Genomic DNA, 19,798 nt, shown 5'->3' on the forward strand with positions numbered 1-19,798 from the left:
CCGCGTTGCTGCGCCTTGCCGTGCCGCAGCACGGTCCGCGGCTTCGCACCTTTTCTCGCTCTGGTGGTGAATCCTCGGGAAGCTGTGGCGCGGATAATGGGCTGCTCCCACCTCTCTCCTGATCTCCCATGAGCGCACTGGACATCATCATCATGGCCGCGGGCAAAGGCACGCGCATGAAAAGCCGCATTCCCAAGGTCCTGCAACGCCTGGCGGGCCGCCCGCTGCTGGGGCACGTGCTCGGCCAGGCGCGCGGCCTGCAGGCGCGGCGTGCCGTCGTCGTGACGGGCCATGGCGCGCCCGAGGTGGAGGCCTTCCTCGTGCGCGCGGCCGATGGGCTGGACGTGCGCTGCGTGCGCCAGGAGCCGCAGCTGGGCACCGGCCATGCCGTGCAGCAGGCGGTGCCGGCGCTGGCGGGCGACGGCACGGTGGTGGTGCTGTCGGGCGACGTGCCGCTCACGCGCGCCGACACCCTGCAGGCGCTCGTGGCCGCGGGCGCGGGCGGGCGCCTGGCGCTGCTCACCGTGACCCTGCCGGACCCGTCGGGCTACGGCCGCATCGTGCGCGGCGGCGACGGCGCGGTGCGCGGCATCGTCGAGCACAAGGATGCCGATGAGGCGCAGCGCGCGATCGACGAGGTCTACAGCGGCATCATGGCCGTGCCCGCGGCGCTGCTGGCCGGCTGGCTGGCGCGCCTCACCAACGACAACGCGCAGGGCGAGTACTACCTCACCGACATCGTGGCCATGGCCGTCGCCGACGGTGTGCCGGTGGTGGCGCACCGCATCACCGATGCGCTGCAGGTGGCGGGCGTCAACAGCCCGCTGCAGCTCGCGGAGCTGGAGCGGGCCCACCAGCTCGGCCAGGCGCGTGCCCTCATGGAGCAGGGCGTGCGCCTCGCCGACCCCGCGCGCTTCGACCTCCGGGACGATGCGCGCACCGGCGCGCGCGGCGAACTCGCCTGCGGCCAGGACGTGGAAATCGACGTGAACTGCATCTTCGCCGGCCGGGTGGAGCTGGGCGAGGGCGTGCGCATCGGCGCGCACTGCAGCATCGCCAACGCCCGCATCGCCGCCGGCGCCGTGGTCCATCCGTACACCCACATCGACGGTGAGCAGCCGGCCGGCGTGCAGGTGGGCGAGGGCGCGCTCATCGGGCCGTTCGCGCGGCTGCGGCCCGGCGCGCAACTGGGGCGCGAGGTGCACATCGGCAACTTCGTCGAAGTGAAGAATTCGCAGCTGGCCGACGGCGCCAAGGCCAATCACCTCGCCTACCTGGGCGATGCCACGGTGGGCGAGCGCGTGAACTACGGCGCGGGCAGCATCACCGCCAACTACGACGGCGCGAACAAGCACCGCACGGTGATCGAGGCCGACGTGCACATCGGCAGCAACTGCGTGCTGGTGGCGCCCGTGACCATCGGCGCCGGCGGCACGGTGGGCGGCGGCTCCACGATCACCAAGAGCACGCCCGCGGGCGCCCTGAGCGTGGCGCGCGGCAAGCAGATCACCAAAGAGAACTGGCAGCGGCCGGCGAAGCTGCCCAAGGCATGACGCAGGAGCACCGCGCCGGCGCCCCCGGGCCCTCCGGGCCAGGGACATCCCCGTACGACGGCCTGGATGCGCCCGTGCTGCGCGCGCTGCTGGCCGAGCGCGACCGGGCGCTCGCCGACATGGCGGCCGCGCACGACGAGTTCCTGCATGCGGCCTCGCACGATCTGCGCGCGCCGCTGCGGCACATCGTGTCCTTCGGCCCGCTGGTGCGGGAGCTGGTCGAGGACGGTGCGCAGGGCCTGCCCGCCGGTGCGCGCGAGGAGGCCTGCAGTTTTCTGGGCACCATGGACCAGGCGTCGCGCCGCATGGGCCGCATGCTCGACGGCCTGCTCGCGCTCTCGCGCATCGGCCGCGCGCCGCTGCACTGGGCGCTGGTGGATCTGAACGGATTGCTGGCGGGCATGCCGCCGGCGCTCGCCGGCGAGGCGCCCGGCCGCGACGTGGAGTGGCGCATCGCCCCCGGCCTGCCGACGGTGGCGGGGGATGCCGCGCTGCTGGGCCAGCTGTTCGCCGAGCTGCTCGGCAATGCGCTCAAGTTCACGCGCGGCCGCACGCCGGCGGTCATCGCCATCGACGGCGACATCGCCGAGGACGGCGCCCCCCGATTGACGGTGCGCGACAACGGCACGGGGTTCGATCCGGCGCGCGCCGGCATGCTGTTCGGCGTGTTCCAGCGCCTGCACCGCGATGCGGATTTCGACGGCATGGGCGTGGGCCTCGCCAAGGCGCGCGCGATCATGCAGCGCCACCGCGGCCGCATCGGCATCGACGCGGTGCCCGGCGAAGGCTGTACCGTCGTGCTGGCATGGCCGCCCGGCGGCGGGCAACCGACCTCGGCCTGAGCCGGTGTCTTAGAGGGGCTAACACGACCCTTCTGGCGTCGTTGGCGCATCTTGTCGTACTGCTCGTACTGTCTGCGATGCAGCGCCTAGCCAGAACCGCTTCGCTGGGTCGTGTTAGCCGCTCTCAGGAAGTGTGGGTGCCGTGCGGGCCGTGCGCGATGGCGTTGCGCCCGTGGCGCTTGGCCTGGTAGAGCGCCGCATCGGCCGCGTCCACCCAGTCCCGCACGCGGAGGTGCGCGGTCTCCATCGAGGCGACACCGATGCTGCAGGTGAACCGCAGCTCCGGCATGCCCTGCAGGCGTGCCTCCTGCACCTGCGTGCGGATGCGCTCGGCCACCACCCGGGCCGCCGTGCAGTCCTGGCCCGGCATGATGACCGCGAACTCGTCGCCGCCGTAGCGGCCGGCGCAGTCGGTGGCGCGCACGTTGGCGCGCACCACGCGGGCCACGGCCCGGATCACCTCGTCGCCCACGCTGTGCCCCCAGTGGTCGTTGATGTCCTTGAAGTGGTCGGTGTCCAGCATCAGCAGGCTGGTGGGCGCCTTGTCGGCGTGGAAGCGGCCCAGCGCGGCTTCCGCCTGTTCCTGCCAGTGGCCGCGCCCGTACAGGCCCGTGAGCGCGTCGATGCGCCGCAGCTCTTCGAGCTGCTGGTTCTGGTGGGACACCTTGCGGATCAGCCGGTAGCTGGCCAGGCTCACGGACAGCGAATGCAGCACCATGACGGGCAGACAGGCCAGGATGACCGCCATCGAGCTGTGCGGATCGAAGCGCAGGCCGGTGGCCGCGGCGCTCGCCAGCCCCGCGATCGCCATGCCCGGCAGCGAGCGCGCCCACAGCCCGCGGACGCCGCAGATGACCTTGTCCTGCATCGTCAGCAGGCACAGCAGCAGGCTGGGCAGCAGATCGAAGTGCATGAGCGGCACCAGCGATGCCACGAGCGCGGAATCCACCAGCAGATTGCGGACCTCGGCGCGGTAGGGGTCGGCGCTGCGCCCTGCCAGCACGAAGGCCAGGTGCGGCCATGCCAGCGTGACGGATGCGGCGAACGCCCACTCCGCGGCGGAGGCGCCGTGCTCCCACAGCACCGTCGCCACGGCAATGCCGCCGAGCCCCATGCCAAGGACGCGCAGGGGGTAGATGCGTTGGCGCAGCGGATGCTTGGCGGTGCCCATCGAAGCTGGAGGTGTGGAATGGCGGACTCGACTCTACCGTATGGCCTGGCGCCGGTGCACCGGGCGTTGTCCGGGACGCATTGTCCCTTCAAGTGCTGCGCACGAGTGGAACGCGCGTGTCGAACTTGGCGCGCTTGACGCCGAAGAACGCCTTCACGTTGCGCACGTTCGCATCCCCCGTGAAGAGCCGCTGGGTGAGCGCCAGGTAGCCGGGCATGTCCGGGGTATGGACCACCAGCATGAAATCCGGCCCCGGCGCCACGCGCCAGCACTGCTGCACCGCCGCGTCGGCCACGGCCCGCGCTTCGAAGGCATCGAGCAGTTCCGCCCCCTGGCGGTCCAGCGTCACCTCGACGAAGGCCGTCAGCCCGTGGCCCTGCAGCTGCGCGAGCCGGTCGGGCCGCAGGATCGCCACCTGCCGCTCCACCAGCCCGAGATCGTGCAGCCGCTTGGTGCGGCGCAGGCAGGTGGGTGGCGACACATGTGCCAGTTCGGCGATGGCCTGATTGCTCAGGCTGGCGTCCGTCTGCAGCAGATCGAGCAGCCGCAGGTCGGTACCGTCGAGTTCAATGGATTGCATCTATTGGTTATAGATGAAATTTTATTTCTCCATCAAAAATACAAGAAATAAAAGTCCAATCCGGATCAGAAATCGATCTCAAATTTTACGGAGCCCTGCCTACGATGGCACCCGCTCCGAACCTCTTACCCAAAGGACATCACCATGTGCGGCATCGTCGGCGCGGTCTCCACGCGCAACATCGTTCCCATCCTCGTGCAGGGCCTCCAGCGGCTGGAGTACCGGGGCTACGACTCCTGCGGCGTGGCGATCCACGACGCCAGCCTGGGCACCACGCCCACCGGCGGCCTGCGCCGCGCCCGCAGCACGGCGCGCGTGGCGGAACTGCTGGAGCAGGTGCGCACCGAGCACGTCGAAGGCGCCACCGGCATCGCCCACACGCGCTGGGCCACGCACGGCGCGCCGGCCGTGCACAACGCGCACCCGCACTTCAGCCACGGCTCCGGCCCGGACGAGCCGCTGCGCCTGGGCCGCGTCGCGCTGGTGCACAACGGCATCATCGAGAACCACGAGGCGCTGCGCGCATCGCTGCAGGCCCGCGGCTACGTGTTCACCAGCCAGACGGACACCGAGGTGATCGCCCACCTCGTGGACAGCCACTACAACGGCGACCTGTTCCAGGCCGTGCGCGCCGCCGTGGCCGAACTGCATGGCGCCTACGCCATCGCCGTGATCCACAAGGACGAGCCCCACCGCGTGGTGGGCGCGCGCGCCGGCTCCCCGCTGATCCTCGGCGTGGGCGAGGGCGAACACTTCCTGGCGAGCGATGCCATGGCGCTGGCCGGCGTCACCGACCAGATCGTGTACCTGGAAGAGGGCGACCTCGTCGATCTGCAGCTGGGCCGCTACTGGATCGCCGGCAAGGACGGCCAGCCGCTCGACCCCGCCAGCCGCCCCGTGCGCACCGTGCTGGCCCACAGCGGCGCGGCCGAACTGGGCCCGTACCGCCACTACATGCAGAAGGAGATCTTCGAGCAGCCGCGCGCCATCGGCGACACGCTGGAAGGCGTGCGCGGCGTGGCGCCGGAACTCTTCGACGGCGCCGACGGCACCTCGGCCTGGCGCGTGTTCAAGGAAGTCGATTCCGTGCTGATCCTGGCCTGCGGCACCAGCTACTACAGCGGCTGCACGGCCAAGTACTGGCTCGAATCCATCGCCGGCATTCCCACCCAGGTGGAGGTGGCGAGCGAGTACCGCTACCGCACCAGCGTGCCGAACCCGCGCGCGCTGGTGGTGACGATCAGCCAGTCCGGCGAAACCGCCGACACCCTGGCCGCACTGCGCCATGCGCAGGGCCTGGGCATGCAGCACACGCTGACCATCTGCAACGTCGCCACCAGCGCCATGGTGCGCGAATGCAAGCTGGCCTACATCACCCGCGCGGGCGTGGAGATCGGCGTGGCCTCCACCAAGGCCTTCACCACCCAGCTCGCGGGCCTGTTCCTGCTCACGCTGGCGCTGGCCCAGGCGCGCGGCCGCCTGAGCGAAGAGCAGGAGGCACGCCACCTGCAGGCCATGCGCCACCTGCCCGTGGCCCTGCAGGGCGTGCTCGCGCTCGAACCCCAGATCATCAACTGGGCCGAAGACTTCGCGAAGATGGAGAACGCCCTGTTCCTGGGCCGCGGCGTGCACTACCCCATCGCCCTGGAGGGCGCGCTCAAGCTCAAGGAGATCAGCTACATCCACGCCGAGGCCTACCCGGCCGGCGAACTCAAGCACGGCCCCCTGGCCCTGGTGACCAGCAGCATGCCGGTCGTCACCGTGGCGCCCAATGACGAACTGCTGGAAAAGCTCAAGAGCAACCTGCAGGAAGTGCGCGCCCGCGGCGGCGTGCTCTACGTGCTGGCCGACGCCAAGACCAACATCGACCCCTCCGACGGCATGCACGTGATCCGCATGCCCGAGAACTATGGCGCGCTCAGCCCGATCCTGCATGTGGTGCCGCTGCAATTGCTGGCGTACCACACGGCGTGCGCGCGGGGGACGGACGTGGACAAGCCGCGGAATCTGGCGAAGAGTGTGACGGTGGAGTGAGGCGGGGGCTCGCGGCCCCGGGTCCTTTAATTGACTAAAGTTGTGGACTTTCTCTAAACATAAACGCGAAAGTTGACAATTGTTTTTTGGTTGTGGACTTTTTCGACAAATAAGAATCAGAGGCGCTAGCGATGATCTGTACTGACTCCAAAAAATAAAGTGCGCCGGATGCAAACAAAGTCTGTCGGGGAAATTCCGCATTGGGAAATGAATACCGCCTCATGTGAGGCGGTTCATGTATCGAGGGATGTGTGCGGTGCCGTGTGCTTCAGGCTGCCTGCGGTCACTCGACGGGAGACCTGACCGCTGCATTGAATGCCGCAAACCGGTCACTGAGCGTCGAGGCCCCACTGCCGTCCATGATCCGATTGGCTAAAAGGGGCTCGCCGTTCAGCTTGGCCCTAGCTCGCAGGTATCCCGAGCAGCGCGGACCACTTCTGGCGCGTTCATGAGGGTCTCCGCTATGCCGCGGCTTCACGATCTGTGTGTGAGAAAGCGCCTGGGGAACCGTGTAGACCGGACGAGCGGGCACACAGGCATCGTTGAATCGACGCCACCAGCTCTCAGCCACCTGCGTAGCCATGTACGGCTCCATCAGCCAGAGCAGCAAGATCTCGACGCCTGTTGGTGAACTGGAAGATCAAAATCTTCAAAACTTGTTCTGCGATCCAATGGCAAGGTTGCAGGCAAGTTGCTGGACCGCCGTCAAACCCCGCTATGGATAGAGCACATGAGTTGGCCGGTCACCAAGATGCCGCCTACTGTCATCGAGCTGCGTCGTGTTCAAGGCATAGGTTCGAAGCAGCCATCTTGAGTGCCCGCCTATATCTCCGCCCACTTCTGCGCGGCCATGCAGGCACAGCCGATTGTTCACGAGCAGAACGTCTCCCGGCTCGATCGCCACAGGTTTGGCAATCTCGCCGCAAGCCGTTGCGAAATTCTCAGCTGCTATTTCTGCTGTCCCACCGGGTTCGGTTGGGGACACATTGGAGTGGCTAAAACGAACCTGAGGTTGCCCCTGAAAAGTGGAGTTCTTAACCCTTGTTGAAAATACCGACAAGGAGTTGAGCAATGAGTGACAAGCAAGTGCGTGCGCAGTACACGCGGGAGTTCAAACTGGAGGCGGTTCGGCAGGTGCGAGCTGGCCAGGCGATTGCGGTGGTGGCCAAGGTGCTGGGCATTCCCAAGGCCAGTCTGGGCAACTGGGTGCGACTGTCATCCAAGGGAGAGCTGAACGACGTTGGCAGCGCCGACAAGGCGACCAAAGTCTCGCCCGAGCAGATGGAGATTGCCCGGCTGCGCGCCGAGAATGCTCGCCTTCGCATGGAGCGCGACATCGCAAAAAAAGCTGCGGCGTACTTCGCGCAGGACACGCTGCGAGGTACGCCTGGATTGACCAAATGAAGTACCGTTACCCGGTGAGCGTGTCCTGCGGGGTGCTGGAGGTCAGCGCCAGCGGGTACTTCAACTGGCTGCGCCGGCGAGAGGATGGTCATGGCCGCAGCGGCCCTGGCCGACTCTACAGCGATGAAGCCCTGCTGGCGCACATCCGTGCCATCCACGCCGAGGTCAAGGGCGAATACGGCTGGCCACGCATGCACAAGGAGCTTGTGGCCCGAGGCATCCGGGTGGGCAAAGACCGGGTTCGCAAGCTCATGCAGCAGCACGGCATCAAGGCCAAAACGAAACGCAAGTTTGTGGTCACCACCGACAGCCGCCACAGCCTGCCGGTGGCACCTGACCTGGTGCAGCGGCGCTTCAACCCTGAAGCTCCCAACCAGCTATGGAGTGGCGACATCACCTACATCCAAACCGACGAAGGCTGGCTGTACCTGGCCGCCGTCATCGACCTGTTTAGCCGCCAGGTGGTGGGCTACGTCAAAAAGGCTCTCTTGCGGTTGCAAGATCCCCACGCCATGTAAGCCAGCAACATGCGCGGCGCCACGAGCGTCGTCGTGAACGTAAGGGGCCACTGCCGCCCAGCACAGTTGCAAAGGCAACAGTGCGATGAGCAGAGCGAGCAGTTTGGAGCGCATTCGAAAATTGTAGTGGCGCTGCCCGAGAACCTTCACTGCGAACGGCCGCGCCCATACAAAAAATGGCAGAAATCAGCCCAACGGAGAGAACTGGATAACGCTGAGTTTGCGCGCAGATTACATCTCTGTAAGGTAGCCCCATCGCAGTCGAAATTCGTTGACCTTGAAGCCACTACAAGCTTTCAAATAGACCCATCACTAAATGCACAGGAGGATGTGATGGGTTTATTCGACAAGCTTTTCAGCGGACATCACGGCGGTGGCCGCGGCCACCATGGCGGAAATTACCGAGACAGCGACCACAATCGCGGCTATGGCGATGGATCCAACACCCAACGACCAGCGAACCTCATTGCGTGCCCGAGCTGCAGTGGCGCTAACCAGCCAGGAGCAAGGTTCTGCCAACAATGTGGCACAAGCATGGTTGCAACGCAGTGCGCAAAGTGCTCTACGGTATTAGCACCCAACGCAAGATTTTGCGGTTCCTGCGGTCAGGGCAGAGGATGACGGAATCCAAATTGCTGCATGGCTAGCGCTGGAGCCGGGCTTGGGCCGGGCCCGCTGTTCCTTGGATAACGGTATCCAGGGCAGGATCTCGGTCAATCCGCTATGACACTACACGGAGCAAGGCGAGCAACATGCCATTGAAATTTCTTCGAGAGATCGAGGCTGGCACGTTGCCAAAGCAGATAACGAAGCCTGGCGACATCGACTTGCTCCGTCTGCTTTTGCACGCAGGGATGATTGAAGCAGAACTACCGGACGCAGCCGGCTCGGGCTTGGCAATGGTTAACCGGGTCACCGGCTTCGGTCGTGCATGGCTCGCTGCTGATGAAAGCAGTGCAAAAACGTCGATTCCTTCCTCAGCACTCAGGGCTTGATTGCACGGCGCATCAACGTGGCCCTTTGTAATTGGATGCCGCGGATACATGACGAACTTGTAATCTCTCGGTGCGCAACTTGTCGGCATACGGTCAGCAGACTGTCACACGTGCAATGTAGAGCGCCTGACGGTTGGTGCGGTCTGCAGAGCACGCCGATTCAACCAAGGAGAATCTCATGGCAGTTCGTACCGTACTCACCGCCCTTTCTTTCGTAGCCCTTGCAGCGCCCGCGATGGCAAGCAGTGTCATTCACCCTGCGCCTACTGAACTGGGCTACACCACCCATCCAGAACATGCCGAGCCTGGCAAGTCGCGGGAGCAGGTTCTCGCCGAGATGGACCAATCCAAGAAAGAGGGTACGTGGCAATACCACCGCTTCGGTGCACCAGTTCCAGCGAAGGGCAAGGCGATGACTCGCGAAGAAGTGCTGGCAGATCTGGAACGCTCCCAAAAGCACCCCAGTTGGGCTGCACGTCGTGTTGGTGCACCGGTCCCTGCCGTTCCCGCACCCTGACCCGGACACGCGTTGATTGCCCGTCAAATCCTTGTGATCGGGGTTTGACCGGCGACTCAGGGTTGAATGTCTGGGTCTATGCCACAGTCTTCATCACTACAAGGCCGATCTCGGTCGTTCCATTGACACTCGCTGCCGTGGTGCGACCTCCGTGCATGCGCGCAATCGCCGAGGTGATGGCCAAACCCAGGCCATGATTCTTCTGCCCATGTTCGCGAGAAGCAGAGGCGCGAAAGAATCTATCAAACATCCGCGCAAGGATCTCAGGTGACACCGTTTCGCCCTGGTTCGCGACGACCAGACTTACCTCTTTGTCTGACACTGCGGCTATGCTCACCTCAACCTCGGTGCCAGATTTGGCGTACTGCGTGGCGTTGCTGATCAGGTTGGAGACGGCACGCCGGAGCAGCGGTTCATCAAAATGGCCTGTACTGTCGCCTGCGACCTTCAGACGCAGATCAGCATCCGCCAAGGCTGCCTCGTGGTATTCAACGACCCTTTCGACAACTGCAGCGAGACTTGGAACAAAAGAACGTCTAGCGGTGGCGCCCCTATCTGCCTGCGACAGGAACAGCATATCGTTGATGATGCCAGTGAGGCGGTGTAGCTCCTCAAGGTTGGAGGACAGCACATCCGCCATATCGAAATTCCCCGGGTGACGCAGCGCAAGTTCATTGCTGGCGACGAGGATTGCTAAAGGAGTCCGAAGCTCATGTGAAACGTCTGCGTTGAATCCTTCGAGTTGGGTGTATGCAAGATCCAACCGGCCGAGCAGGCCGTTGAACTGCTCCACGAGAGGAACAAGTTCTGCGGGCTGGCCAGCACCATCCAAGCGCGGACGCAAATTGTCCGCGGACAAGGACCTCAGTTGGTGCGCAAGCCGTCGCACAGGAGCCAGACCGTAGCTCACGATGGACATGCCTCCGAGCGAAATGACGAACGTGCCCACGACAGCAGCGATCGCCAACGTGATGGCAAGTCGATTCAGGTGCTGGGCATCGGAGGAGATGTCCATTGATAGGTCGACGTTGAACGCCGGGCTCTTGTCATCCGCGGGCTGCACAGCGAACACCCGCGACACCCTCTGCGCGCTATCAGTATCCGGGGCGGCTTTGGGGAACACCAGGTCACCATCCTGGGTGCGCACGATCAGGCGAAAATCCTCGTGGCCTATGAGGAAATCGCTCAGCGGGTGCTCCTGCGAGCTTTCTTTGGCATGCTCGTCGATGTTGCTCAACAAGTGCCTGACGATGGCCTCTTTCTGAGCCAGGGTTTCTATCTGGCGTGCGCTGAGATTGTGGGCGGTGACCAGGTAGACGACGAGGCAAACGATGCCCAAGCCCACCAAACTCTGCACAGCGAGCCACAACGACAGACGAGCGCGCAACGAGTGCGCGCGCAGCGCGGGGTTCATTGCTGTCGGTCCTCCATCACATAGCCCATGCCACGCACTGTGTGAAGCAAGGTCTTGTCAAAGGGCAGGTCCATCTTCGTGCGCAGACGTCGAATTGCCACCTCCACCACATTAGTGTCGCTGTCGAAGTTCATGTCCCAGACCTGCTCCGCTATCTCAGTGCGAGAAAGGACTTCGCCCTTGCGGCGCAAGAACAATGCGAGCAGCAGGAACTCCTTTGCCGTGAGTTCAAGCCTCTGGCCTGCGCGTGTGGCCTTGCGACGTATTAGGTCGAGTTCAAGGTCCGAGATGCCCAACACTGTCGGTTCGCCGGCATCTCTGGCACCGTGCGCTCGGCGAAGCAGCACCTGCACGCGGGCAGATAGCTCTGAGAAGGCGAAGGGTTTGACCAGATAGTCATCAGCACCGGTTTGCAAGCCGCGCACCCGATCCTCGACGCTAACCCGCGCGGTGAGCATCAAGACGGGAGTCTGCTTCGTCTTGCGAAACGCCGTCAAAAGCGTGAATCCGTCGTAAGCGGTCAATAAACTACGCCCTTGCGCGTGGTGGCGGAGCCGATGCGCGCAGAGCGCTCTACGATGCGCCGAGCTCGATGTTCCGTAAGCGCTCTATTGACCACGCCCTTGCACTCGGGTGCCCGTTGAGGCAATGAATGTTCTCTCGGCGTGGTGCGGTCTGCGACGCGCGAGAATCTGGGTCAACGCCGCATTTCACATTCAGTTGATGACAGACCCATTTGCTCCCTTGTCCGAGGAAGAGTTCGAAGAACTCGACCACTTTCTGCTGTTCGGCGTTGACACGGAAGAAGGCATGACCATGGACATGGTCGATGGGTTCTTGCACGCCATTGCGGTCGGGCCGACGACCGTACATCCCAAGCAATGGCTGCCCAAGATCTGGGGTACCAAGGAGATGATGCCTCCGATGGGTTCCGTCGAAGAGCTGAACCACATGCTGGGCTTGGTCATGCGCCACTTCAACACCATCATTGCCGGCCTGGGGGATGACCCCCGGGAGATCAGCCCGTGCTGGTCAACGATGGCCTACGACGGTGACGAGCGTGAATACGACGACGCAGAATCGTGGGCGTACGGCTTTGTCCAGGGGATGAGGCTTTGCTGGAAGGACTGGCAACCGTTGCTGTCCACTCCCCAAGGGCAAGTTTGGTTCAGACCCATTGCCCTGCTGGGCGAAGACGACTATTGCGTGGATCAGGACGAACTCACCCGAACACCGGCCATGCGATCGGAGCTGGCTCAACAAATCCCGCCGGCTGTTCTGGACATGCACGCTCACTGGCTGCCACTTCGGCTCGCTGTCTATCAGCGGGAGATGGCCAAGTCGATGCAGCCCAAGGTGGGGCGCAATGATCCGTGCCCTTGTGGGAGCGGGGCGAAGTTCAAGAAGTGCTGTGGTGCTGCGGCCGATTTGCACTGAGCCATCTCGCGCCTCGAACTGTCAGGCGGTGGATCACCGCGCCAGTCGCCAGGGCAGCAAGGCCTCGTAGTCATCGACGGTCCTGGCCCGTGGAAGTGCCACTAGCAGCGAGCGCAGGTACTGGTACCCATCAACGCCGTTGACCTTGCAGGTCTCCAGCAACGAGTACAGGTTGGCGCTCGCGTTGGCGCCGGCCACGGTGTCGGCGAAGAGCCAGTTGCGTCTTCCGATGACAAACGGGCGGATCGAATTCTCGCAGCCGTTGTTGTCTATCGGGTAGTTGCCGCTGGTGACGAAGCGCTCCAGCTTGGCCCACTGCGAGGACAGGTAGTGCAGCGCCTTGCCCAGCAAACTGCCTGGCAGCACCGCATGAACGTTGGCCAGCAGCAAGGCCTGGATCTCTTGCAGCACGGGCACACTGTTGGCTTGGCGGCTATGCAGCAGCGCATTCGCATCCAGCCCTTGCTCTTTGGCCAGGGCCTCCACGCGGTAGAGCTTGCCGATCAGCGCGATGAACCTGGCCGCCAATTGCTCAGCCCCCCGGTTGGCTTTGGGCAAGGCCTGCAGCGCGTCATTGAAGTAACGCCGGCAATGTGCCCAACACCCGATTTGCACGAGCTTGTTCGCCAAGGCGATCTTGTTGTAGACCTCGTAGCCGTCGGTCATCAGCACGCCGCCCTCGCGCGCACCGACGTACAGAAGCTGCGCCGCCTCTGTGCTGCGTGAGGGTGAGTAGGCGAACAGGCGTATGGGCGGACCTGTGCCGCTGGCGCCTGAACCATCGGTCATCTGCGCCCACATGTAGCTCTTGGACTGGGCGCTGCGACCGGCCTCCTTGAGCACCTGAATCTCGGTCTCGTCACCGAAGATCAGCGGGGCGTCCAGCACCCGGTCGCGCAGCAGGTTGATGACGGGCTGCACCGCCTGGCCCACCCGCACCACGCTGGCGGCCATGGTGTTGCGCGAGAGGTCGCGGCCTCCGAAGCGCCCCAGCAAGGCCGCCTGGCGGTACAGCGGCAGGCCGTCCACATACTTGGAAGTGATCACCCAGGCCAGCAGGCCTTCGCTGAACAGCCCCTTGGGGATGACTTGCTCGGGCTTGGCCGCCAGGCGCAGCGTGCCATCGCAGCACGGGCAGGCGTACTTGACCCGCTCGTGGCGGATCACGCGCACTTGTTGCGGAATGATGTCGAGCTGCTCGCTGGCCTCCACGCCAATCTCCCGCAGCACGGCACCGTCGTGAGGACAGACACGCTCGGATTCGGGCAGTTCGTGGCGCACCACCTCGCGCGGCAGGGCTGGGTCCAGCGGCTTGCGCCCGCGCTTGGTCCGTTTGTGAGCGGGAACCTCGACAGTGTTGTCGTCGGCCTCGGTTTCTTCCTGGGCCGGCTGGGTTGCCGAGCCGAGCGCCTCGGCCTCGTTGAAGAACATGTCCTTCTGGTGGCCTGCGCTGGCCTCGCTCTTGGCGGCGAACAACTGGCGCTTGAATTTGTTGAGCTGCTCCTTGAGCAGGTCGCGCTCGGCGCGCGTGATGCGCAGCTCACCAGCGAGTGATTCGCTGGTCTGGGTGGCCTGGGCCAGCGCCTTTTGCAAGGCTGCAAATTCTTCGGCGGTGGGCATGTGAACCATCGCCTGCTTCGATCTGCTTGTCGCTCAGGCGGTTCCTTGTGCTGGGGATTTTGCGGCAAATATTCTCAGCAGTGGCATTGCTCATTTCGGCAGCACCAGCCTCACGCAACGCGCTCGTAGAACCGCTGTGGGTGTCGCTGTGTGACCGCCAGATCAATGCCATCAAGCAACCAGTGCAGTTGTTCCACCGTCAGCGTCGGCACCACCGCCTCGTCCGGCCAGATGAAGCGGTCTTGCTCCAGGCGCTTCATCAACAACCAGAAGCCGTTGCGCTCCCAGACCAGGATCTTCACCCGGTTGCGCTGGCGGTTGCTGAACACATACACCGCCGCCGCGAACGGGTTCATGCCCAGGGCTTGCTCCACCAGGATGGCCAAACCGTTGATGCCCATTCGGAAGTCGATGGCCGGGCGGTGCAGGTACACCGTCAGCGTGTCGTCGAGCCGGAACATGGCAGGCGCCCCAGAAGTTCAAGGACGGGCAGCAACCCACCCGGGTCTGCATCGCTGAGGTCGATCTCCACCCCATTGGGCAGTCGGGCGTGCAGGCGTGTCTTGACCTCAGCGGCGGTGACGGGAGATGCCTCGGGGGCCGCCAGCCGCAACGGCACAAAAGCACTGGTGCTGGCCATGGCCACGGTCGGCAGGTTGGCACGACTTGCCTTCAGGTCCGAGCCCATGCTCTGGGTGATCCAGCGGCGCAGCAAGTTGGCGTTGATGCCGCATTGCAGCGCCATGCGCGCCACCGACACATCCGGCTGCAGGCACGCCCGCACCACCTCGGCCTTGGCCTGCGGGTCGTACACGGCACGTCCATCGTTCTTGCGCCCCGTGACCAGGCGCCTCACCACCTCTGCATCGATCTCTGACATACGTGTCCACCTTGTTCTACATGGACACGTAGCTTCCCCTCTCAGACGCTCTGTGGGAAGACGTAGTTGGCGGATCGCTTACAATCCGTCAATGCCGGGCAGCATGCCATCCAGGATCAGGAGGTCGTACGCACCCTCCAGTGCCATATGCAGCCCATCAACACCGTTGTGAACGATATCGACGTTGTACCCCGCTTCGCCGAGGCCTTTTTTGAGGTACTCGGCGAGCTTGATTTCATCTTCAATGACCAAGATTTTCATGCATTGATTCTCCCGGAGATCGATCGCAGCATCGATTACAAATTCGTAATCTGAGTGTTTGCAACTTGTCCCCCCTGCCTTTTTAGAGTTCGCTGAAGGTCGTCGCACGTTGTGAGGACCATATCAAAAGGCAAACACCATGAACAAACAGACAAAACTCATTCTCTCGCTGACTGCCGCAGCCTTTCTGGCCCCAAGTGCAGCGATGGCCTCGTCCCTGTATCACGACGCAGGTGGCGAAATCGGCGCAACAACTAATCCGAGCCACACCTCCGATGACCTGATGCGCGGCGAAGTGCAGCGGACGGTTGACGCTGCACGCAAAGACGGATCGCTGGCCATTCTGTCTCGAGGAGGTGTGGTGCCGACCAAGGCCACTGAACCGGCAAAGACCCGAGAGCAAGTCCGCAACGAGTTTCTCAGCATGACGCCGCAGGAGAAGGCCAAGCTGAAAGAGATGCATGGCGGCTGATCTGCCGCACACCAGGTGCACCGACGGAATAGGTGCTCCCTGCGTGACCTCCATCGCGTCACGGTAGACCTACTGCGATAGCCAACCTTCACTTGAGTACATGCGGCCCATTGTGGGTCGATCCACCGTACTGATCAATGCCCTCGACACGAGATGAGCTTTAGACAGCGCGGCTTCGCGGAGCCTGGGCGATGGCCCACTCGTTGGGGGCAGTTGCTCCTGCGACGCCCTTCAATGGCAACAGAGAGTTTGGTTTTGTGGATCAGCGTGTACGTCGCGCTGGCCTACAACGGCTCTTTCCTGAGGGCGACCACGACTGGCCGCAGTTGGGAGGCGACAGAAACATGGTTTTTTGTCGGCGCACTGGTAATTTCATTGATTGCGCTGCACGGGCTGATCTTCAGCATCGCTGTGGCCAGGTGGAGCGTTCGCCCTCTGCTCACAGCATCGGTGCTGGTTGCAGCTTTTGCAACCTTCTACATGCAACGCTACGGCGTCTATTACGACCCAAGCATGCTGCGCAATGTGCTGCGGACAGACACTGCTGAAGCCAGCGAGTTGATCTCATGGAGCTTGATCGCTCACGTCTCGCTGTACTCGGCAGTCCCATTGTGGGCGATATGGCGCGTTCGCCTCACACGAACTTCCCTATGGCGCGCCGTCCTGCGGCGCATTGCCTTCAGTGCCTTCTGCGCGGTGGCAGTCGTGGCGGCTGTTCTCCTCATCTTCCAGGACTTCTCTGCGTTGATGAGAAACCAGAAGGAGTTGCGCTACCTGATCACGCCGGCCAACGTGATCTACTCGACAGCTCGCGTCTTATCGACCGATGCCGAGAGGCCCAAGATCAGGCAGTCCGTCGGCTTGGATGCGCGCGTGGCAACGCCATCGAGAACCCAGAAGCCTAAATTGCTCTTCATCGTCGTGGGAGAGACTGTGAGAGCAAGCAATTGGGGTCTTAACGGCTATGAGCGGCAAACCACACCGAACCTTCAGGCGCTCAACGCTCTGAACTTTGGCAATGTCACAGCCTGCGGAACAGACACAGAAACATCACTTCCATGCATGTTCTCGGCGATTGGAAGGCGAGACTACGATGAGGCCCGAATTCGCTCGTCCGAGTCGCTGCTTCACGTCTTGGCTCGTGCCGGCATTGCGGTGCATTGGAAGGACAACCAGTCAGGCTGCAAGGGCGTCTGTGATGACCTCAGCGTGATTCCTGTGGATCCGCCGGCCGCTGCGGGCCTGTGCTCAGAGGGTAGGTGCCTTGACGAAGCACTCCTGCATGGGTTGGAGTCCGTCGCAGAAGCCTCCGAGACCACTACGGTAGTAGTCCTGCACATGCTTGGTAACCATGGACCCGCCTATTTCAAGCGCTACCCTGCAGCTTTCAGGCGCTTTGAACCCACCTGTGACACGGGCGAGCTGCGCAAGTGCGATCGTCAGAGCATAGTGAATGCCTATGACAATGCAGTGCTCTACACCGACCATGTTCTGGGGCAGGCTGTAGCCTTTCTCAAGCGCCAGGAGAGCCGCTTCGATACGGCGATGCTCTACGTGTCCGACCACGGCGAGTCGCTGGGCGAGAAAGGGCTGTTTCTTCACGGCTTGCCCAGGGCGATTGCACCTGACGAACAGACCAAGGTACCCATGGTTTGGTGGTTGTCGGACGGCTTCAAGGAGAGTCGCATGATCAACAGCGATTGCTTGAAAGAAAAATCCCCGGCCGCCCTGTCGCATGACAACCTCTTTCACTCTGTACTTGGGCTACTGGGTGTGTCGACTCAGGTCTATGAGCAGGGCCTGGACATTTCAGCGGCCTGTCGGCCGATTGGTTGAGAAATATAAGTCCTCAGCACCTAGGGGCCCTTGCTTCAATGCCGCGCCTGTCGATCAGCGTCCTTCGGCTCCGGGATCGCATTTTTGTCAGCATTCCGTGACTCTCTTCGCGCCGGACGATGGAGCGTCAATCGAGTACAGCATGAGCGTTCACTCCATACCGCGCAGTCTGGCACCGCCCGAGCGATTCCGCTCGTAGATGGCGGTCTGGGCTTTAGATCCATTCCTGGCGGACCCCAGCAACCGCAGGCGTTTCGAGCAGTTGCGGCTGCTCCAGCAGGCCGGTGAGCCCATGCCGCACGCAAAGCTGTTTGAGACGGTGCTCGACCATTTCCGCTACACCTCAGCCAACGGCTGAATCAGCAGCGCAGACAATTGATGCCACGTGCAGGAAATTGAGTCCGCTGTATCAATCTAGGGAGATCACCTCGGCGGATTTAGTGGCACTGCGATTTGCAAGATCGTATGGTGATCTACAGCTTTCCGGCTTGCTTCCATCGACGCGGCAGCCACCACCATAGGAGAAATATCAACCCGGCTACCAGCGCAGCTGCCAAACTACCGACCACATGGCCAAATATTGTGGACAGTACAAGCTGCGCGCCGGAAACGAGAGCGCTCGCGAGCGCGACCGCGCCCGCCAGAATCTGGCGGGAAGCAAGCGACTTGAATCGAGGTCGATCAAGCAACGGCCGAATCAAGCGATGCTGCACAGCCGGTGCACTCAGAAGTACCAAGCCGACAACAGCCAGCACAAACGTCGCAAGGAAGACCCATTTCTCCGTGTAGGCGATTGCACTGAAGCCAGGGGTAAATGGCACAGTTATCAGGAAAGCAGACAGGAGCTGCGCGGTCGGCAATAGAACCCGAAGCTCCCCCAGCATGTCCGTTAAGTCGCCATCGTCCGAAAGTTCATCTGGCTCGTTGCCAAATCCTTCTGGTTTCGACATCAGTGTCCTCGTTTTTTGGCCAAGCTATCACGATAGTGCGTTCTCAGATTCGCGTATGCGCTATGCATAGCCTTCTGCTTGTCCACCAACGTGCTTTGCCGGCGCCGTAAAGCTGTCCATCTCATCCGCCAGACGACAGGGAACCGACTCCATCTGTAGCGTCGTATGAAAAACTGCGAACCTGTCAGCAAGAATCGCGTTGATGGCTTCCCGCACGATCTCAGGAGTGGACGAAGGGTCGTGCACGACATGTGCCGTGAGGCTGGGTTTGCCACTGGTCAGGGCCCAGATGTGCAGGTCGTGAACCGACGTCACGCCGCTTACTTTGGCAATGCTGGTCCTGACCTCGGCAATGTCCATCCCATTTGGCACACCCTCCAGCAGGATGTTCAAGCTTTCCTTAAGAAGAACCCACGTGCGCGGCAAGACCCACAGTCCAATCAGCACGGCGATGATTGCATCTACCGTCGTCCAGCCCGTGTAACGGATGATGATCGCTCCGATGATCACACCCAGTGAACCAAGCATGTCGCTCCAGACCTCGAGGTAGGCACCTTTAACGTTGAGGCTTGCATCCTTGCCGCTCTGCAGCAACTTCATGCTGATCAGATTTACGACCAGGCCCAGGATTGCGACCACCATCATCGCGCCGGTCTGTACCTCCGGTGGATTCTTAAAGCGAGAGTACGCCTCTATCAGGATGTAGATCGCAACCCCAAACAACATCAGGCAGTTGAAAGCTGCCGCCAAAATCTCAAATCGGTAGTAGCCGAAAGTCCGGAGAGAGTCTGCCTTCCTCTTGCCGATTTGTACTGCAGCAAGGGCGATAGCCAAAGCGGCCGCGTCGGTCAGCATGTGTGCCGCATCGGAAATAAGCGCGAGGCTGTTGGTGAGAATCCCCGCAACAACCTCGGCGATCATGAAAGACGCCGTCAGCCCAAGAGCGATCCAAAGCCGTCGCTCATTCCCAGTTGTTGGTAATGCATGTTCGTGTGAGGCACTCATACCGGTACATCCTATGTTTTCGCTTATTTAAAAAGCATTTGCACTACCACTATCTCAGCATCAATGGCGGCGGCGCCTATCGATGTTCTTTCCCTGCCGGGATTGCAACTGCAGCACCCTACGATCTCTGAGCCGCTTGGCCAAGCGCTGGCTGTACTTGAGGCCCTTGTCCCGTTCGGGATGCCGTTTTAGCCACATGTGGCGGACCCGCCAGAATGTGATCACTGTCACGATCAGGCTGATCCAGATCCAAAAAAGCTTGGCGGCGAGTCCGTAACCCATCTTTGAAACCGTTCAACGTGCTGACAA

General features: G+C 62.5%; 19 protein-coding genes and 3 pseudogenes. 11 read left to right on the top strand and 11 right to left on the bottom strand.

All coding sequences use genetic code 11. The features are described from left to right. The first annotated feature begins 128 nt into the window (after positions 1–128). Both glmU and Q9R47_RS10940 read left to right on the top strand, forming a co-directional pair. Positions 129–1,553 carry a bifunctional UDP-N-acetylglucosamine diphosphorylase/glucosamine-1-phosphate N-acetyltransferase GlmU gene (gene glmU, locus Q9R47_RS10935; RefSeq protein WP_311233236.1) on the top strand — a complete coding sequence of 475 codons (1,425 nt, stop codon included), beginning with the start codon at positions 129–131 and terminating at the stop codon, positions 1,551–1,553. Further along, complete coding sequence (locus tag Q9R47_RS10940; protein WP_311233237.1) at positions 1,550–2,395, top strand: ATP-binding protein; 846 nt, start codon at positions 1,550–1,552, stop codon at positions 2,393–2,395. Before glmU ends, Q9R47_RS10940 begins: the two co-directional genes overlap by 4 nt. A 124-nt stretch (positions 2,396–2,519) precedes the next feature. On the opposite strand, the gene Q9R47_RS10945 is transcribed toward Q9R47_RS10940, so the two are convergent. Together Q9R47_RS10945 and Q9R47_RS10950 are read right to left on the bottom strand one after the other, a co-directional pair. Further along, a complete protein-coding gene (locus Q9R47_RS10945; protein WP_311233238.1) occupies positions 2,520–3,566 on the bottom strand; it encodes a diguanylate cyclase in 1,047 nt (348 codons plus the stop codon). Between the two features lie 88 nt (positions 3,567–3,654). Beyond that, a complete protein-coding gene (locus Q9R47_RS10950) occupies positions 3,655–4,146 on the bottom strand; it encodes an Lrp/AsnC family transcriptional regulator (RefSeq protein WP_311233239.1) in 492 nt (163 codons plus the stop codon). Positions 4,147–4,290: 144 nt separating this feature from the next. On the opposite strand from Q9R47_RS10950, the gene glmS reads away from it, so the two are divergent. From glmS to Q9R47_RS10970, 5 genes and pseudogenes are all read left to right on the top strand, one after another. Beyond that, complete coding sequence (gene glmS / locus Q9R47_RS10955) at positions 4,291–6,180, top strand: glutamine--fructose-6-phosphate transaminase (isomerizing) (RefSeq protein WP_311233240.1); 1,890 nt, start codon at positions 4,291–4,293, stop codon at positions 6,178–6,180. Between the two features lie 1,071 nt (positions 6,181–7,251). Next, positions 7,252–8,057 (top strand): annotated as a pseudogene (locus Q9R47_RS10960) (IS3 family transposase); the annotation flags it as partial. A 378-nt stretch (positions 8,058–8,435) separates the two neighbouring features. Continuing rightward, entirely contained in the window at positions 8,436–8,723 is a 288-nt protein-coding gene (locus Q9R47_RS24300; RefSeq protein ID WP_404977127.1) for a zinc ribbon domain-containing protein, read from the top strand. A gap of 131 nt (positions 8,724–8,854) precedes the next feature. Further along, entirely contained in the window at positions 8,855–9,097 is a 243-nt protein-coding gene (locus tag Q9R47_RS10965; RefSeq protein WP_169828552.1) for a hypothetical protein, read from the top strand. Between the two features lie 178 nt (positions 9,098–9,275). Then, positions 9,276–9,614 (top strand): DUF4148 domain-containing protein, encoded by a 339-nt coding sequence (locus Q9R47_RS10970; protein ID WP_311233241.1) that lies wholly within the window; start codon positions 9,276–9,278, stop codon positions 9,612–9,614. Positions 9,615–9,690: 76 nt separating this feature from the next. On the opposite strand, the gene Q9R47_RS10975 is transcribed toward Q9R47_RS10970, so the two are convergent. Beyond that, a complete protein-coding gene (locus tag Q9R47_RS10975) occupies positions 9,691–11,028 on the bottom strand; it encodes a heavy metal sensor histidine kinase (protein WP_311233242.1) in 1,338 nt (445 codons plus the stop codon). Further along, positions 11,025–11,555, bottom strand: a pseudogene (locus Q9R47_RS10980) (winged helix-turn-helix domain-containing protein); the annotation flags it as partial. The pseudogene Q9R47_RS10980 and the gene Q9R47_RS10975, both read right to left, overlap by 4 nt. Positions 11,556–11,772: 217 nt before the next feature. On the opposite strand from Q9R47_RS10980, the gene Q9R47_RS10985 reads away from it, so the two are divergent. Beyond that, the gene (locus Q9R47_RS10985) at positions 11,773–12,465 is read left to right on the top strand and encodes a UPF0149 family protein (RefSeq protein WP_311233243.1); all 693 of its coding nucleotides are present in this window, start codon (positions 11,773–11,775) and stop codon (positions 12,463–12,465) included. A gap of 33 nt (positions 12,466–12,498) precedes the next feature. Here the strand turns inward: Q9R47_RS10985 and tnpC are convergent, their stop codons facing one another. From tnpC to Q9R47_RS11005, 4 genes and pseudogenes are all read right to left on the bottom strand, one after another. Next, complete coding sequence (gene tnpC / locus Q9R47_RS10990; protein WP_082437602.1) at positions 12,499–14,094, bottom strand: IS66 family transposase; 1,596 nt, start codon at positions 14,092–14,094, stop codon at positions 12,499–12,501. A 101-nt stretch (positions 14,095–14,195) separates the two neighbouring features. Continuing rightward, entirely contained in the window at positions 14,196–14,546 is a 351-nt protein-coding gene (gene tnpB, locus Q9R47_RS10995; RefSeq protein ID WP_008903079.1) for an IS66 family insertion sequence element accessory protein TnpB, read from the bottom strand. Next, complete coding sequence (gene tnpA / locus Q9R47_RS11000; protein ID WP_008903080.1) at positions 14,522–14,965, bottom strand: IS66-like element accessory protein TnpA; 444 nt, start codon at positions 14,963–14,965, stop codon at positions 14,522–14,524. The genes tnpB and tnpA overlap by 25 nt, the downstream gene beginning before the upstream one ends. Before the next feature lie 81 nt (positions 14,966–15,046). After that, positions 15,047–15,226: pseudogene (locus Q9R47_RS11005) on the bottom strand (response regulator); the annotation flags it as partial. 139 nt (positions 15,227–15,365) lie between these two features. Between Q9R47_RS11005 and Q9R47_RS11010 the strand changes: the two are divergent. From Q9R47_RS11010 to Q9R47_RS11020, 3 genes are all read left to right on the top strand, one after another. Beyond that, complete coding sequence (locus tag Q9R47_RS11010; RefSeq protein WP_243080347.1) at positions 15,366–15,698, top strand: hypothetical protein; 333 nt, start codon at positions 15,366–15,368, stop codon at positions 15,696–15,698. A 234-nt stretch (positions 15,699–15,932) separates the two neighbouring features. Continuing rightward, complete coding sequence (locus tag Q9R47_RS11015) at positions 15,933–17,534, top strand: phosphoethanolamine--lipid A transferase (RefSeq protein ID WP_311233244.1); 1,602 nt, start codon at positions 15,933–15,935, stop codon at positions 17,532–17,534. 199 nt (positions 17,535–17,733) lie between these two features. Then, entirely contained in the window at positions 17,734–17,892 is a 159-nt protein-coding gene (locus tag Q9R47_RS11020; RefSeq protein ID WP_171410738.1) for a hypothetical protein, read from the top strand. 115 nt (positions 17,893–18,007) lie between these two features. Here the strand turns inward: Q9R47_RS11020 and Q9R47_RS11025 are convergent, their stop codons facing one another. From Q9R47_RS11025 to Q9R47_RS11035, 3 genes are read right to left on the bottom strand one after another with little or no spacing between them, the layout of a single operon-like run. Then, on the bottom strand, positions 18,008–18,484 hold the full coding sequence (locus tag Q9R47_RS11025) for a DUF6328 family protein (protein ID WP_311233245.1): 477 nt from the start codon (positions 18,482–18,484) through the stop codon (positions 18,008–18,010). 60 nt (positions 18,485–18,544) lie between these two features. Further along, positions 18,545–19,489: a cation diffusion facilitator family transporter gene (locus tag Q9R47_RS11030; protein ID WP_311233246.1), complete on the bottom strand. Its 945-nt coding sequence runs from the start codon at positions 19,487–19,489 to the stop codon at positions 18,545–18,547. Between the two features lie 60 nt (positions 19,490–19,549). After that, complete coding sequence (locus tag Q9R47_RS11035; RefSeq protein WP_060984176.1) at positions 19,550–19,771, bottom strand: hypothetical protein; 222 nt, start codon at positions 19,769–19,771, stop codon at positions 19,550–19,552. Positions 19,772–19,798: the final 27 nt, after the last annotated feature.

Origin of the sequence: Acidovorax sp. PRC11, from assembly GCF_031844105.1 — a bacterium.
Lineage (GTDB): Bacteria > Pseudomonadota > Gammaproteobacteria > Burkholderiales > Burkholderiaceae_C > Paracidovorax.